General features: G+C 54.4%; 16 protein-coding genes. 5 read left to right on the forward strand and 11 right to left on the reverse strand.

All coding sequences use genetic code 11. The annotated features are described in order from the left end of the window. Positions 1–156 precede the first annotated feature (156 nt). The 5 genes from R5L00_RS14785 (at position 157) to R5L00_RS14805 (ending at position 6451) form a co-directional block, all read left to right on the forward strand. Positions 157–1407 (forward strand): O-antigen ligase family protein, encoded by a 1251-nt coding sequence (locus R5L00_RS14785; RefSeq protein WP_317652548.1) that lies wholly within the window; start codon positions 157–159, stop codon positions 1405–1407. A gap of 136 nt (positions 1408–1543) precedes the next feature. Further along, on the forward strand, positions 1544–2713 hold the full coding sequence (locus R5L00_RS14790; RefSeq protein ID WP_317652549.1) for a glycosyltransferase family 4 protein: 1170 nt from the start codon (positions 1544–1546) through the stop codon (positions 2711–2713). Positions 2714–2873: 160 nt separating this feature from the next. Further along, complete coding sequence (locus tag R5L00_RS14795) at positions 2874–4043, forward strand: glycosyltransferase family 4 protein (RefSeq protein ID WP_317652550.1); 1170 nt, start codon at positions 2874–2876, stop codon at positions 4041–4043. Between the two features lie 105 nt (positions 4044–4148). Next, complete coding sequence (locus tag R5L00_RS14800; protein WP_317652551.1) at positions 4149–5105, forward strand: glycosyltransferase family 2 protein; 957 nt, start codon at positions 4149–4151, stop codon at positions 5103–5105. A 179-nt stretch (positions 5106–5284) separates the two neighbouring features. Then, entirely contained in the window at positions 5285–6451 is a 1167-nt protein-coding gene (locus tag R5L00_RS14805) for a glycosyltransferase family 4 protein (RefSeq protein ID WP_317652552.1), read from the forward strand. Here R5L00_RS14805 and R5L00_RS14810 read toward each other — a convergent pair. The 11 genes from R5L00_RS14810 to R5L00_RS14860 all read right to left on the reverse strand — a co-directional run bounded on the left by R5L00_RS14810 (position 6390) and on the right by R5L00_RS14860 (position 14945). Beyond that, entirely contained in the window at positions 6390–7121 is a 732-nt protein-coding gene (locus tag R5L00_RS14810) for a hypothetical protein (protein WP_317652553.1), read from the reverse strand. The two genes, R5L00_RS14805 and R5L00_RS14810, sit on opposite strands and share 62 nt — an antisense overlap. After that, positions 7118–8260: a hypothetical protein gene (locus R5L00_RS14815; protein WP_317652554.1), complete on the reverse strand. Its 1143-nt coding sequence runs from the start codon at positions 8258–8260 to the stop codon at positions 7118–7120. The genes R5L00_RS14810 and R5L00_RS14815 overlap by 4 nt, the downstream gene beginning before the upstream one ends. Position 8261: 1 nt before the next feature. Continuing rightward, positions 8262–8864, reverse strand: a complete 603-nt coding sequence (locus R5L00_RS14820; protein ID WP_317652555.1) for a GNAT family N-acetyltransferase — start codon at positions 8862–8864, stop codon at positions 8262–8264. A 3-nt stretch (positions 8865–8867) separates the two neighbouring features. Further along, the gene (locus R5L00_RS14825) at positions 8868–10598 is read right to left on the reverse strand and encodes a LamG-like jellyroll fold domain-containing protein (RefSeq protein WP_317652556.1); all 1731 of its coding nucleotides are present in this window, start codon (positions 10596–10598) and stop codon (positions 8868–8870) included. Then, a complete protein-coding gene (locus R5L00_RS14830; protein ID WP_107693070.1) occupies positions 10599–10985 on the reverse strand; it encodes a hypothetical protein in 387 nt (128 codons plus the stop codon). It lies immediately after the preceding gene. A gap of 91 nt (positions 10986–11076) precedes the next feature. Beyond that, positions 11077–11460, reverse strand: a complete 384-nt coding sequence (locus R5L00_RS14835) for a hypothetical protein (RefSeq protein ID WP_317652557.1) — start codon at positions 11458–11460, stop codon at positions 11077–11079. 91 nt (positions 11461–11551) lie between these two features. Then, a complete protein-coding gene (locus R5L00_RS14840) occupies positions 11552–13585 on the reverse strand; it encodes a hypothetical protein (RefSeq protein WP_317652558.1) in 2034 nt (677 codons plus the stop codon). A gap of 12 nt (positions 13586–13597) precedes the next feature. After that, positions 13598–14137, reverse strand: a complete 540-nt coding sequence (locus R5L00_RS14845) for a glycoside hydrolase family protein (protein WP_317652559.1) — start codon at positions 14135–14137, stop codon at positions 13598–13600. Between the two features lie 48 nt (positions 14138–14185). Then, positions 14186–14455, reverse strand: a complete 270-nt coding sequence (locus R5L00_RS14850; RefSeq protein ID WP_107693067.1) for a hypothetical protein — start codon at positions 14453–14455, stop codon at positions 14186–14188. Next, entirely contained in the window at positions 14452–14751 is a 300-nt protein-coding gene (locus R5L00_RS14855) for a hypothetical protein (RefSeq protein WP_317652560.1), read from the reverse strand. The genes R5L00_RS14850 and R5L00_RS14855 overlap by 4 nt, the downstream gene beginning before the upstream one ends. 2 nt (positions 14752–14753) lie before the next feature. Further along, positions 14754–14945 (reverse strand): hypothetical protein, encoded by a 192-nt coding sequence (locus R5L00_RS14860; protein ID WP_317652561.1) that lies wholly within the window; start codon positions 14943–14945, stop codon positions 14754–14756. Between the last annotated feature and the right edge of the window lie 48 nt (positions 14946–14993).

Consider the following 14993-nt stretch of genomic DNA (forward strand, 5'->3'; position numbering starts at 1 on the left):
CGAACGGCAACAGGCGCCCTCTCCTTCTGTTTTAGCCACGCACGAAAAACCAGGCCTTTTTCCATCGAATGTTCACATGCCTCGTCGTCGCCCGATCTCCCCCCGCCATATATAGGTTATTATACCGGCACTTATGATTCCCCCTGCGTTTTGAAGGTGGCAATTTTCGCCCATCCTCCCGTTCCCTTGCACGGTGTCGACGCGTTCCGCGACGCGCTGGCAAAGTTTGCGCTGCTGTTCTTCGGCATTGCCCTCTGGTACAAAGGGCTGAGCTTTTATGCCTACTACCTTCTTCCCCTGGTCTGGATACTGGATGGCGGCCTGGGCCGTTTCAAGGAGACGATGAAGGAACCGGTGGTTGGCGCCCTGCTCGCTCTCTGTGTCGTCCTTGCGCTTGGAATACTGTGGAGCGACGAGCCTAAGGCCGGGTTTAAAGTCTGGCGGCGATATTTCGCGTTTCTGGTTTTCATCCCCTATCTAGCGCTTTTGAATAAAGAACGGCTGCGCTGGGCGATAGCGGGCTTGCTGGCAGGTTATTTTGGCGCGGTGGCGATGGGCATTTATCAGTGGCTCATTGTCGGCACGCAAGGGGTTCCGCCGCTTGGAATGCTCTACCTGCACTTTTCCTCGATATTAGGGATCGGAGCAATCGTGGCTTTTTATCTTGCCGGCCGCAGCGCGAATAAAAAGACCAACATAGCGTTATGGCTGTTCGCAATCCTCTTGCTCTTTCTCCAGTTTAATCAGAGCGCACGCGGAATTCTTATCGCCACAATTATTTCATCGTCAATTTTACTTTTTTTGCTACACAAGCGGGAGATCAAGACTTTTCTCGCCGTAATGGCATTGCTGGCCGCGATACTCGCAGCTTTTGCCTACAACAGCAGCAATTTTCACGAAAGGCTCGCTCAGGCCAGGAATGACATCGAGTTATCCAGGGCCGGAAACTTCAGCACCAGTATTGGATACAGGCTCGCTCTCTGGGATATCGGCCTGCATGGAATCGCCGAGCGACCCTTTTTGGGGCACGGCACAGGCGCGGCGGTAAAGTATTTCGAAAAAAATGTGGAGACATACAAAGGCGGCATCTACAAAGACTTGCGGGCGTTCCACGAGGATATCCTTCATTACCACAGTGACTGGATCGAAATTGGAATGCATCTGGGCGTGCTCGGGCTTGCGGCTTATGCGTATTTATTATGGAGCTGGTACAAAACGTTCAGCCTGCATCGAATGGCTTCATTAGGCGCCGCTCTCGTCTGCTTTATTTTTCTTTGTGGCACGACAGACAACCTGGTTTTCTTCCGGCAAACTTTTTACCTGCTCCTTGTCCTTACCGCCGTTAGCATCGCCTGGCAAAGATGGAATGGGGATGCCTCCCAGCCCTTCACTCGTTCGGATAGCTGACAGACATGATCTTTGCGCCCAGCCGCAAGCAACTAGCGACAGAATATGCCAAGTACAACGATTACGCCCGGAATTGGCAAGGAGCTGGAACCGAAGGTGGCTGCGCCTGCCTGATGATGCAGAGGAACGCGGATTAATGCGGATCTGCTTCATATCTCATACCGCCGCACGAAACGGCGCCGAACTTGCGCTGCTTGAGCTGTTGAAAGGCTTGAGCACGTTAAATGTTCAATGCCTGGTGTTCGTGCCAGAAAAAGGTCCGCTCGTGCCAGAACTGGACAAGCTGGATATCGATTGGCGGGTGGTGAGCTATCCATGGTGGTGGAAGTTGAGGGGAAAATCGCTTCCACGTCGTGTTTTGCGCACTCTCGGAGGCTTGGCAGCAGCCACCCGGATCGCGATAATGCTGAGGCGGTGGCGTTGTGATGTGGTGGTTACCAATACCGTTGCGATCAGTACGGGTGCCTTTGCCGCGTGGTTGGCACGCAAGCCGCACGTCTGGCACCTTCACGAGTCCCCGTATCGCGACTCCAGAATCACGTTCGACCTGGGAATTCGCTTATCAATGCGCCTGATAGATCGCTTGTCAACACGTATTGTCGCGGTTTCCCACGCAGTCGCCGATGATTATTCGCGCTATATCAGACGGGATAGGCTCCGCGTCGTTTATCAGTCGATAACTTCGGGCGCGGGTTTATCGCAAGACGAGATCGAGGGAATACATTATCCGACCCTGGATACAAATGTTTTCAAATGCGCAATCGTCGGTTCTTTGCAACCATGGAAGGGACAGGACGAGGCCATTAAAGCCCTATCGGAAGTCATTAGCCATGGAGTTAATGCTCATCTGATACTGGTTGGTGAAGGTGAGCCCCGATACCTTGACCTGTTACTCCGCCAAGTTAAGGATTACCGACTGGAGCAGCGAGTAACATTCAAGGGGTATGTAAATGACCCCACACAACTTATCCAGGTAGCGGACGCGGTGCTGATGTGTTCGCACTGGGAAGCTTTTACCCGAGTTACGATAGAGGCGATGTTGGCGTGCAAGGCCGTAATAGCGAGTGCGAGTGGCGGCATATTAGAACAGATTTCCAATGGAAAAACCGGTCTTCTGTATGAGCGCGGCAATCACGTTGAGCTTGCCGATAAAATACGATATCTGTACGAGAATCCGGACGCTCGATTGAAGCTGGGGCAAGCTGCTCAAGTCTGGGCGATTGGGCGATTTACTCAGGAGCGTTATGCGAGTGAAATGCTCGATCTTTTCAAAGGTATACTTACGAAAGAAAAAATGCCTGTCTGACTTGGTACCTCCACAATCTTCTGCAGTGTAACGATTAGAAATAGCTGCCCGATCAATAGACTCTTCGACCTTACTATTTGCGACCTCCCATCTCGCAACGCAGTAATCGGCTGAGGAATAATGACTACACCTGCTCGATCATGCAAAGGAACGCAGGTTAATGCGCGTCTGCTTCATATCTCATACAGCCGCACGTAACGGCGCGGAACTTGCGCTGCTGGAGCTATTAAAAGGCTTAAACAAGTTAAATGTTCAATGCCTAGTGGTCGTGCCAGAAAAAGGTCCGCTCCTTGGAGAACTGGACAAGCTGAATATCGATTGGCGCCTGGTGAGCTACCCTTGGTGGTGGAAGTCGAGGAGAAAATCGCTTCCTCGTCGTATTCTGCGAACTCTTCAATGTCTGGTGGCAGCCGCTCGGATCGCGATAATGCTGAGGCACTGCCGCTGTGATGTGGTCGTTACGAATACAGTTGTGGTCAGCGCTGGCGCATTCGCAGCGTGGCTGGCAGACAAACCGCACATCTGGCACCTTCATGAGTCCGCGTATCGCGACGTCAGAACAACGTTCGACTTGGGAAGGCGCCGGGCAGCGTCCCTGATAAATCGTTTGTCGGCACTTATTGTAGTGGTGTCCCGCGCGGTTGCGGATGATTATTCGCGCTATATCAACCGAGACAAGATACGCGTGATTTACCAGTCAGTCACCATAAACGCTGAGATAGAGGAAAAGCTTGATCGCAATCCCCTCAATAATTGTTTTCGATGCTGCATGGTTGGGTCCATACAACCATGGAAGGGGCAGAACGAGGCTATTAAAGCTCTATCGGAAATAGTCCGTAGAGGAATTGATGCTCACCTATTGATAGTGGGCGATGAAAATAGGGTTTTTACCGCAGCTCTCCGCAAACAGGTTAAGGCTTGCGGTCTCGAACAGCGAATAACATTTACCGGGTACGTCAACGAGCCCATGCAATTTATCCGGATGGCCGACGTGACGTTGGTCTGTTCCAGATGGGAGGCATTCGGCCGCGTAATTGTCGAAGCAATGCTGGCAGGAAAACCGGTTATTGCCACTGCAAATAGCGGTGGGACAGCTGAACTGATTGAAGAAGGAAAAACCGGTCTTCTGTACGAGCGCGGTAATCATCTTGAGCTTGCCGATAAGATACAGTATCTGTACAAGAACCCGGAAGTTCGATCAAAGCTGGGTCAGGCCGGCTACGCCTCGGCGGTTGGACGGTTTACTCAGGAGCGTTATGCTCAGGAAATGCTCGATCTTTTCGAGGACGTACTGGAGAAAAAAAGAATGTCAGCAGCGCCGACCCTGTAGCTGTTTCCACCAAGACACGACAGTGATACTTGTCCGACTAATACTTTCTTCAACCCTACTATTTACAGGCCGAAATCGGCGCTGCGATATCTGGGTAGACAGAAGATGACCGCACGGCTCTCATTGTCCGTCGCTCTAGCGAGCTATAACGGAGAACGTTACATTGGTGAGCAACTCGACAGTATCGCACGTCAGACGCGGCTGCCAGACGAATTGATAATCTCCGATGATGCGTCAACTGATTCAACTCCTGCCATTGTCTATGATTTCGCACAGCGTGTACCATTCCCAGTCCGGTTTATCCAGCATGAGCGCCTCGGTAGCACACGCAACTTCGAGCTAGCGATAGCGGAATGTAAGGGAGATATTATCTTTCTTTGCGACCAGGACGATGTTTGGTATCCAAACAAGGCCGAGACTATTGAAGGGGTTTTCATCAGCACACCGGAAGCCGGCGCGGTATTCACGGATGCAGACGTGGTTGATGAAAATTTGCAACCGCTGGGGTCTCGGTTATGGCGATTCTTCAGATTCAAATCTGAAGAGCAGGCACAGTTAGCGGCAGGCGACGCGCTTGGCGTGCTGCTGAGGCATCCGGTGGCTACTGGCGCAACCATGGCGTTTCGTTCCAGCTTTCGCGATTTCGTGCTGCCGATGCCACCCACGTGGCACGATGCGTGGATCGCTCTGCTCATCGGTGCCTCATCTCACTTAGTTGCATTGCCAACTCCACTTATTGCCTATCGGCAGCACGGCCATAACCAGATAGGGATACGGCGGCGTGGTAGAAACCGGGATAAAGCCGTGGCTGAGATCTATGAGCCGCAAGTGCTGATATATGAAACAGCCCGGGCGCGTTTATTGGAGTTTGGGGGTCGCTTTCCAATAGGGGCGCAAGGAATTTCCCGCTTTGACGAGAAGCTGGCCTTTTTGCGGGCGGGCGCTGCACTACCTCACGCTCGGTGGCGCCGATTGCCTAGTGCTCTACGCGAATTGTTATTACTGCGCTATCATAGTTATGCCAATGGATTATCGACATTCTGTAGAGACTTGTTTGGCTAGCGTCGTCAACTGCGCTGGTACGGTCGCAGCTCATCTTTGTCGACTTTACCGTCAGTTCAAACACTGACGGGGGGGAGATTAGGGATATGACCAAGGGGTTAACTATGAGCTGCAACGAGGCGTTAAGCTTGGGTTGGAGGCGTCTCCTTTCTATCCTTGTAAAGGAGGGCGTTTAGTTAATGCGCGTGTGTTTCATATCGCATACTGCTGGGCGGTATGGTGCGGAATTAGCCCTGCTGGAGCTACTGCAGGGCCTTACACAACTGAATGTTACTTGCTTAGTTCTTGTGCCAGCAAAGGGTCCACTCCTCACGGAGCTTGACCGTCTAGATATTGAATGGCGAGTGATAAGCTACCCTCCATGGATATCGAGGCGAAGTTCATTGGTCCATCGAATGGGGCGGACGTTTAAAGCACTGGCAAGTTCCTTTCAGATGGCGCTAATAATCACCCGATGGCGTTGTGACATTGTTTATACAAATACAACTGTCATTGGCGCAGGGGCGCTCGCAGCACGTCTAGCGCGTAAACCGCACGTATGGCATTCACACGAGTCTGGCTACCATAATCCCAATCTAAAGTTCGACTTCGGGCACCGTTTGGTAGCATTCTTAATGAACAGCTTATCCGGGGGAATTATCGTTAATTCCACCTCTGTAAAGAATGACTATAAGCGTTACATTAGACCAGACAAGATGCGCTTAATCTATCAATCGGTCACCGTGCATGATAAATGCCCACAGTCGGAACCAAATAGTGGCAATCCCCCCTTCAGGTGCGCGATAATCGGCTCGTTACATGCTTGGAAGGGACAAGATGAAGCTATTAAAGCTCTGTCTGAAGTAGTACGTAGAGGAGTTAATGCCCACCTACTCGTGGTGGGCGATGGAGATAAGCGCTTCACAGCAGCATTGCATGAACAGGTAAAGAATTACGGCCTCGAACAGCGCGTAACATTCCTTGGGTACGTAACCGACCCCATACGATTTACACAAATCGCGGACGTGATACTCGTTTGTTCGAAATGGGAAGCATTTGGTCGCGTAACTGTCGAAGCGATGTTAGCAGGAAAACCGGTTGTTGCTACTGCAAATAGCGGTGGAACAGCTGAACTGATTGAAGAAGGTAAAACCGGCCTTTTGTACGAGCGTGGCAATCACATTGAGCTGGCCGATAAGATACAGTATCTGTATGAGAACCCCGACGCACGAATACGTTTGGGCACCGCTGCCCAGATGTGGACAGCGGGTCGTTTTACTCGAGAGCGCTATGCCAGAGAAGTGCTCAGCCTTTTGGGTGAAGTATGGACGAAGGAAAAAACTTCGTTGCAATCGCCTTCAAATTAATATCTCTTTCTCGTCCATCTTCGAACCTTAACTTCCAGCTATTACTTAGGGGATCATCCGGGTTGATACGCACGGGGTCGTCTACGAGCTTTATTCCCCCGTTTCTCAGGACCTGTGACGCTCCCTTGCCATCGCCACTCAGCAATAGATGCAACGCATGCGGAATACCCCTTTTCTTTGCGCCATAGGCTTCGTTCAGCCAGGGAGCCATTTCGTCCAGAACACCATGTTTCTTATAGATCCTTGCCATGCGCGTCAGCTCATCCGGGTCTTCCAGCAGGTTGCCGGTCAACATCCGTTTGCCGATTATTTCATCGGATGAAACTGCCGGGAGCGAACGCTGTTTGTTCACGCTGGAAAGCCCGGGGGCACGCGGGTATTTCATTACTGGTGCGTTCGCTGATATGTCCCTCAACCCGGGCGCGACGGATGGCACTGGCTGCGGGGCAGGCAGACCCCATCCGGCTGTTATCTCATCATTGGCAGCCCTCAGCCGGTTGCGCTTTAGCCTGTAGAGGTTAAGCGCATCCATCCGGGCCTGATGCACTTCCGCATCACGCTCATTGGATTTTTTTTGCTCGTCGACGTATTGCTGCCGTAATTTCATATCCTGGCCGACGCGCATCCCGTCCGATAGCCCGCCCGCAAACGCCCCCAGGCCGCTAATCATTTTCCACCCCCCTTGTTCGTGATGCTTGCATTCCGCACCTTTGTCATGCCAAGTCCTCCTGCATTAACACGGTGAATGAAATCCTCTCCCACGAGCTCCACCGCTTTCTTGTTCAGCACGGCTTCGTCATTCGAAAGCCGGATGGGTTGTACCCCCTCGATATCAGCCGGAATCGAATCGCTGGTTCCGGAGCCTGGGCCATTCAGGAGGCCACCTGCTGTATAACCCCTGCGTTTGAGGGATGCCAATCCATAGTTATAACCTCGGGGTTTGAAGGTATAAGCCCTGTAACCTCGTATGACGCCCCCCTTGCGCAGTCCTTTCATGAGGTACGCGCCGCCCAGCGTTCCGGCAAGGCTGCCCAGTCCGCCCAGGGCACTGTTCAATGAATTCTGCCGCGCTTGCCACGCATCGAGCTGTGCCTGGTGCTGGCCTAGCAACAGATTCCCGGACAAGCTGTTTGCATTGGTGGCGCCGCCGAGCCAGTTTTGCGCTGAATTCATGTTTGCGTTGCGGATACTCGAACCTGCCGCCAGGTTTCCAACGCCCGAGTTACCGGCACTCAGGGCAGCCGCATCAGCGGCGAGCCCCGTATTGGGCATGTTGCGTCCAAATTTGGCGGCCCCTTCGCGCAATGCCATGCCTTGCAGTTCTGTGTCGAGCCTGGCCTGATTCATCGCCCCGGCGGTGTCCTTCGCGCGGCTCAGGTTGATTTCATGCGTCAGGGACTGAAATCGGCCGGAGTTCGGGTTTACGCCCATGCGTTCCATTGCGCGCAGGTTTGACGCCAGCGCACCCTCGTATCCTCGCGCCACGTTCGCCCCGGCCTGTGCAGCCATCCGATCCTTGCGCTCCTCCGAGTCGAAGTCGTTCGCATCTCGCACCATGCGCTCTTCCAGGGGAGCGAAAAGGTTGCGGTAAATCTTCCATTGCTCTTCCGACCGCACGGCGTTTGCGTCGCCCGAGCCGATTTGCTGATTGACGATTTTCTCAACCAGCGGATCCTGTACCTTTGCCCGTTCTCTTTCCCACGCCAATTGATCCTTGGCGATCTCCGACATTGCTTGCGCGATTTGCGCCTGTTGCTTCGCGGCTTCGCCTATAGCCGGGTCCGGTCTGGGTATCTTCGGTGCGCACATCTCAGTCCTCCAATATTTTGCTCAATCCGTTTTCAACGTGGCGATAGCCAAGCATGCGGAAAAACCGCCCAGCCTTGTTCACTGTTTTGACGGAAACGTTGATTTCCTTCACGCCCAGCGACTTCAATGCGTTTTCGCAGTACTCGATAAACTGTCTTGCAGCGCCCCGTTTGCGGGCTTCCGGCAGCAGATAAAGTGTGTCTTCCGTCGCGATAAGGGTTTGCGTATGGGTGCTTTTGTCCAGGTACAGCGCGCAATTTCCCTGTAATCTCCCATCGTTTCTCAGGGTGAACAGAACATACCGGCCCGCACGCTCGTAACGGATAAACATGTCATAGTCGGGATTGAGCGCCAGCCCGTGCCGATGCGCCTCCGTCTCGTTCCAATGGGCCTCATGAAGCAGTTTCATTTCATGGACAATATCTTCCATGCGCTCTCGCGCAAATACCGTGTCCTCATAAATCACAGGGCGAATCTGTTCAATGTTGCTCGGATTCACCAACGTTTCGATCCGGCCGGCTGCGACGTAAATATCCGCAGCCAAATCCCAGGTCAAGGGCACACCCATGTTCGCCTTCAGCAACGCAATAAGTTGAGTATTCAATTTTTAGCTGTCCAATCTTTTAATGATCTGCTCCAGTGAGTGCCGGACGGCATTGATATAGCGGTATAACGCCTCGCACTCCCCTTTGGTGGGAACGGCGGAAAAAGTCAATTCCTGGAACTTGGGCACTTCCACGCGATTTCCGCGCCGCCCGGTCAAAATTTCCATTGTTGTTTTCAGCCACATCGGGGTTCCGACGGGTATGCCTGGTTTCTTGACGGACGCAACAGGGGCTGAAGCGATGCGCGTGAGCAGCTCCGTCTCGATGATGCGTTCGCCTCCAAGCGACGCGTCGGCGGCGTTATTTAACTGGCTTGCGGCCGTACCGGACAGAATGTGAGTCTGGCTGACAGATCCTGCTCCGTTAGCGTTCTGCTGGATGGCCGGCTGAGGAACAAAATTGCCGATGCCGCGCGCAATTTTGCCGGTGCTGCTCTCGTTTTCTTGCGTAGCGCTGGCGCCAGCAGCAATATGGTTTTGCGTGATTGCCTCGGCCACCCGGATGCCGTGCTGAGCGAAGGTGGCAATGCCGGACAGAATGTGAGTCTGGCTGACGGACCCTGCTCCATCGGCGTTCTGCTGGATGGCCGGCTGAGGGACAAAATTGCCGATGCCGCGCGCAATTTTGCCGCCGCTGCTCTCATTTTCTTGCTTAGCGCTGGCGGCAGCAGCAACATGTTTTTGCGTGACTGCCTCGGTGGCCCAGATAGCATGCTGAACGGGGGCGGCAATGGGCACAGCCGGCAGAAAGTGATTCTGGGTAACTCCCGCGGTGCCGGCGGAATTTCCATGAATGATTTCAGCGCGCGCTAGGTCAATGACCATGCTCAAGGTGATCGCATCTGCGCCGCTCGGATTTGCCTGTGTCGAGGCCGGGGCGCGAAGCCCGTGCACCTGGGCAATATTGCCAAGCCCCGCGCTATTGCTCTGCCCAAAGGCTGTGCCGGTTAGGTTGGTTTCCGCGGCAATAACCCATAACCGTCTGGAAGGCGCTTGCCAAATTGCCCATACGTTTCTCGACAGATCCGCAATCTCTGATGCGGAAAGCACCCTTTTCAGGATGATGACATCGTATATCTCGCCACTGAAACGAGAAAAATTGTCGGTGCGGTTGCCGAGTTTCAGCGATACGGACGTCGGCGTCGGCGCGCCAGTCCCGGTGCCGCCGTATAACCCGGTTGGGGTTCCGCTATCGAAGCCGCCATCAATAAAGAATTTTGGCGGAACGGATATTTCGCCGCCCTGCGTGGCCGCGATCACCGCTAGTTGATTGACCGCCAGGGTGGCGGCACTGGCCCAGACGCGGAAGGGTGTGCTGCCGCCTGCGTTGGATCTGTTAAACGATATCGCGCCGGTGGATTCGACCAGAAGCCCGAATGGCGTGTTCGTTCCACCGGATGTCTCGGCCTTATGGACGATTGACCCTTGCGAGGTTGCGCTAGCCTGACGAATAAGTGCAACTGCCGTGACCTCGCCCAGCACGTTGTAATCGTCGATATTCGGGAAGGCCAGATGGCTGTTCGCCGCGCCGGTCCGGACGTGTTTCCCGTTTGCGCCATATCCATATAGCATCGTCCCGGCAAAAGACCCTGATTTGCCGGGATGCTTCCCGTCAAGCAACCCCCGCCCTGCGGAATACGCGAATACAATGTCCTTGAACAGCGGGTGATTGGGATCCAGCGGCGCTGCATGCTGAGGCTGTTTTAAAAACCTCTGCGATAGCGATAGCGCCACTTAAACCGCCATGGTCAGTTCGCTTAGATATGCCTCGACCGTCACCGCCTGGCCCGTGTTGCCGGTGAATTCCACTTCGAGACACATGATGGCCGGATCAATCGGGATGCCAACCTCGGTCGTGGCGTTGGGCATGGTGCCACCGCCATACGATGCAATTATTTTCCAGTCTGCTCCCGCCGAAGCCGCGGCAGGTAAGGTGGAACTGTGAGCGACAAGAATATTGCACACACATTGCACCGCAGGCCCGGTGACGCCATTCGTCATCTTGATTGTCAAAAACCCGCCGCCCTGCGCCAGATTCATGTTGAGCCTGCCGCGTGTCGCGGCCCCTGCCGCATTTGAAGCGGTCGAAACGAGTGTTCTCGCCGTTTTTATGAGTGCCATTGTGTAAAATCCTCTTTTTTGCCAGCTCAACCCGGTATCGCCGCACTGTTGCCTGGTGCCCCCGGCTGTAGCGCGAGGTCTATGAGGTTCTCTAGGCCGGCTGGTTGCTGGTGTAGGTGAGGTTAGGAAAGTTGATGGTGTTGCCGCTCGTCACTACCTGGTCAGATGTCTCATCTGTCACCATCAGTACTTTGTTTGCGCCGTTCGTAAAAGCGATATGCAAGTCCGGCGCAGGACCGGAGTTTGCGGATGCGGTTCCGCTCTTGGCCGCAACGGTGAGAACGCGCGCTGCTCCGTCGGGCCCGGACAGGGTGTAGTCGGCAACGGCCATGGTGACGGTGCAGATCGCGTTCCCGCTAACGGTGGTGTAATTGTCCGCGGGGGAGTAGGCCTTGAGCAGCAGCATTTGGGTCGCATTATTCTGTATTGCGTTTAGACCTCCGTCCAACACATCTGCATGAGCGTATTTCGCCATTTGGTTCTCCTTCTGATAGCCATAAAAAAAGCCGCTCAGCAAGCTGGCGGCTCACGCTTCCAATTCTTTAAATGCAATACTCCTACGCCCGCTACGCCTGCTTTAGCCCATCCATCGTCTCAGCCAGTACGGCGCCCGTAACCTTCACATTGCCTGATAACACGATTTCCACGTTATCCGCCTTATAGCCGGCAGGAAGCCGGAAGGCTCGGTTGTTGTTGACCTTCTTGGTGAATTTCAACGCGCCATCGGCCCAGAGCTGGAATTGCAGGGAGTCGGCAATCAAGGGCGGAATTTCATCCATCGCATCGCCTCCAATGGCGTATTCACCCAAGCCTGGATCAGCCAGCCCATCATCCATGCCTCGTTGGGTGATTACTGCCCGATTAGCGGCAATGGCTGAGTCATGGGCAGCTTGTGTCGCTGCCAATTCCGCCTCCGACATATCGAAGTCGGCATCTATCTTGGCCGCGCCATAATTCACCGGCGGTGTGGTAACGAACTTTTTGCTCTTCCACTCGTAGGAAAGTTTGCTTCCCGCGTCACCTTCCCATTCGTAAATTTTCTTCTCCGCTGCCACATACAGCCTGCCCGTGGCCGGGTCCGTCCATATACAGCTGATGCGCTGATTGATCCGGATAAAAGAGGCGCTCTCGGTCTTGTCGATCACAAACATGAGTGAACTGTCGTCGATGGTATACCCGCAGTAATACCGGTTATCGGCGGAAGCGGCGATAAAGGTCCGCGGGTTCAATTCCGACCATTCCTTCTGGGTGAAAAGGTCGTTGGTGACGATGTCGCTGCTCGCTCCGATGATGACCATCCCCTGCGGCGCGGGGTAGCCCACTCCGAAGGCAAAGCTCGCCACACCGCGCTTGGCCATGCACGGCCACGCCACGCCAAGCTTTTCCATGCCCCCACCCATTGTCACCGGCTCCACCCCGGTAATGGTGAAGGGGTTCCCCTGTGTCATCCCGACCAGGGTGGTGCCTGTGAAGCCGATGGCGACTATGTCCTGGTCGTAAGTCTGGCGATAAGCTGTCGGCCATGCGTATGGCTTGAAGGGCTCGGAAAAATGGACTTCGTTGCCTGAAAACCCCGCGGCGACTCCATTTGGCAAAATCAGAATGCCTTTCAGGTCGGCCGGTGGCATCTCCCAGTTGGCAGAAGGAAGAATTTCTCCCAAGGCGACGTCTTCGTCGCTCGCCGTATCGGTATAGGCAGTGGCGATTGCCGGAATCGTAGCGACATAGTGATACTCGGTGGCTTCCGACGTGGAGAGCGTGCGGTATATCCGCTTGATCATCCCGTGGGTGTTATGCGGAGCCTTGCGTGCCCACGTCCCGCCTGCGATATAGTTTTGTGTGGTCGAAAGCGGCACCACGATCTTGTTGGTGCCCGCGTTGACGCTATGAATCGCAAAGGTGGAATTCAGGTCTGTCATGCCTGAAACCGATGCAAACGTGATTTCCTCATGCGCCCGCAGGCCAAAAACGCTGTCCAGCATGACCTCGACATGTCCCGGCAGCGGCGTGTTTCGGCTTGCCCCCGTCACCGTCCCGCTATTGGGCGGGGCCGTATCAAGATTGGAAAGCATCCATGCCGCATCGGCGTTCGCCGTCGCGGTAGCAGCCGGGGAAGGTTTCGACTCCTCACCCCATGGCGTGACAAAAGTGCACACGTAGGCACGCGTTACCACTGCTCCCGCTCCGCCGGATATGGATATTGCAGGCGCTTTAAGTGGCGGCGTGACGCCCAACACAAAACAACCCGAAGGATAAGGCCCCGTGCCCCGGGTCGCGGTTTCGTAGTCCGAGACGCGCGGTTCGCCGTCTCCGGTATAGTAAAAGCGCCGCGATGTATTCCCCGCGACGGGAGAGCGTGCCACGTCAACATCCCTGTCCCATGCCAGCCACTTTTCGTTGCCGTCTTTTTCCATGCGAAACATGGAAACGATGTCATTGTTGATGACGGGAGCGAACACCGCTTTGGGGCCGCTTCTAGCGCGCAAATCGCCGGACGTAAGATCGCAATTCGTCGCGACCTGTGCTTGATAAGGCGCCAGCAACTGCTTTGCCAGTCTTGGCACCAAGCCGGAAAAACCTGAGATTCTGAAAGCGCTCACTTTGGCCAGATCCTAATTCCGGGACACTGCTATTGCAGGTTCGCCGGATTTTTTTCCTTCGCAAATTGCCCGCTCTTCAGCTCGACGCTTGACAAGACCGGGCAATACTTTTCTTCCCGGCCCATACTTGAACGCCTCGATGCGCGCGCAGGCCTCCGCATACTTTTCAGCATTGATCAGGTCGATCAGATTGGCCGGCGTTCCAGGCTTGGCCTTGCGGCAAAATGTCGGCACACCAATGTTATAGGCCAACCTTACAAACGCCTCGAACTCATGCGGGTAGAGAGGCACGGTTACGCAATTTTTAACGCCTGCAGCATAAACATCCTCGACTTCGCCAAGCAAACGGACAAGGGAACGCTCCGGTGTTGTTCTGTCACCCATTCGGACGCCGGAGGTTGTGCCAAACCCGATGGTGGGTAGGTCGCCCGGCACCGGGATATAGGCTTGTTCCTTATAACCTTCATGCAGGGCAATCCCGACCAGTGTTGAGGCGGCGAGCGCCAGCGCCGCCAATGCGGACCGTGATTCTGTAATCGATGGTTTAATCACTTGAGCGCTCCTTCATGTTCAGCGTCTCGCCGCAGCGGTGCATGAACATCATTTGGCGTTTTCTGAAATACAGTCGAGCTTTGCCCTTATTGTTTCTTTGAGGTCTGGCATCTTCAGGTTGGCGCAAGACGATACCTCGGGCGCCGGCGTGGGCAACGACGCCTTGGGTTTCGGCTTGCGGGCTTCCTGCTCGCTTTCGGAAACCGGTGGCGCAGGCGTAGAAGCAGGCGCGTGCTGTTCGATTGATGCGTTGTCCATCGCTGAAGGCGTTAGCGTGGTGCATGAGGCGAGAAACACGGCTCCGAGGAGATACCTCATGGCTTCCTCCCCCGGGGCCACTGATCGATGATCCTGTCGAGCTTCTCGTTGAACTCCCTCATGGTTTCGCGCTGCTCGATTCTGAGCGATTTCATCTCATCGCTCAGGCGCTCATTTGTTCTTTCCTGGTACAGTTCTCCTCGTTTCAGGCTTGCGATGTCGTTTTGCACGGAGTTATATGTCGCCACCCCCGATGCCGCAAGACCTGCTACGGCGATAATTCCTCCAAAGGACAGCGTATACGTGGAAGGGCCGCGACGCCTCTCAGGCCGTTGCTCGCTATCGTCGGGGGCCATGATCAGAACAGATTCCACAGGGCGAAAACCGCAAACAGGGCAGCGGCCGATAAAACGGCAATCGATATGGCAGCGGTCCATTTCGACGCTATGAAGCGCTCGAGCAAACTGTCCACGTCGGCATCGGCTGCCGCGTTTTTTTTATCTATCGCTTCCTTGATCAACTGAATGCGTTTGCGCTGGTACATGGTCATGATGATTTCTCCGAAGTAATATGTTTGAATAAAAACCATTAAGTCGTT

Origin of the sequence: Nitrosospira sp. Is2 (assembly GCF_033095785.1) — a bacterium.
Lineage (GTDB): Bacteria > Pseudomonadota > Gammaproteobacteria > Burkholderiales > Nitrosomonadaceae > Nitrosospira.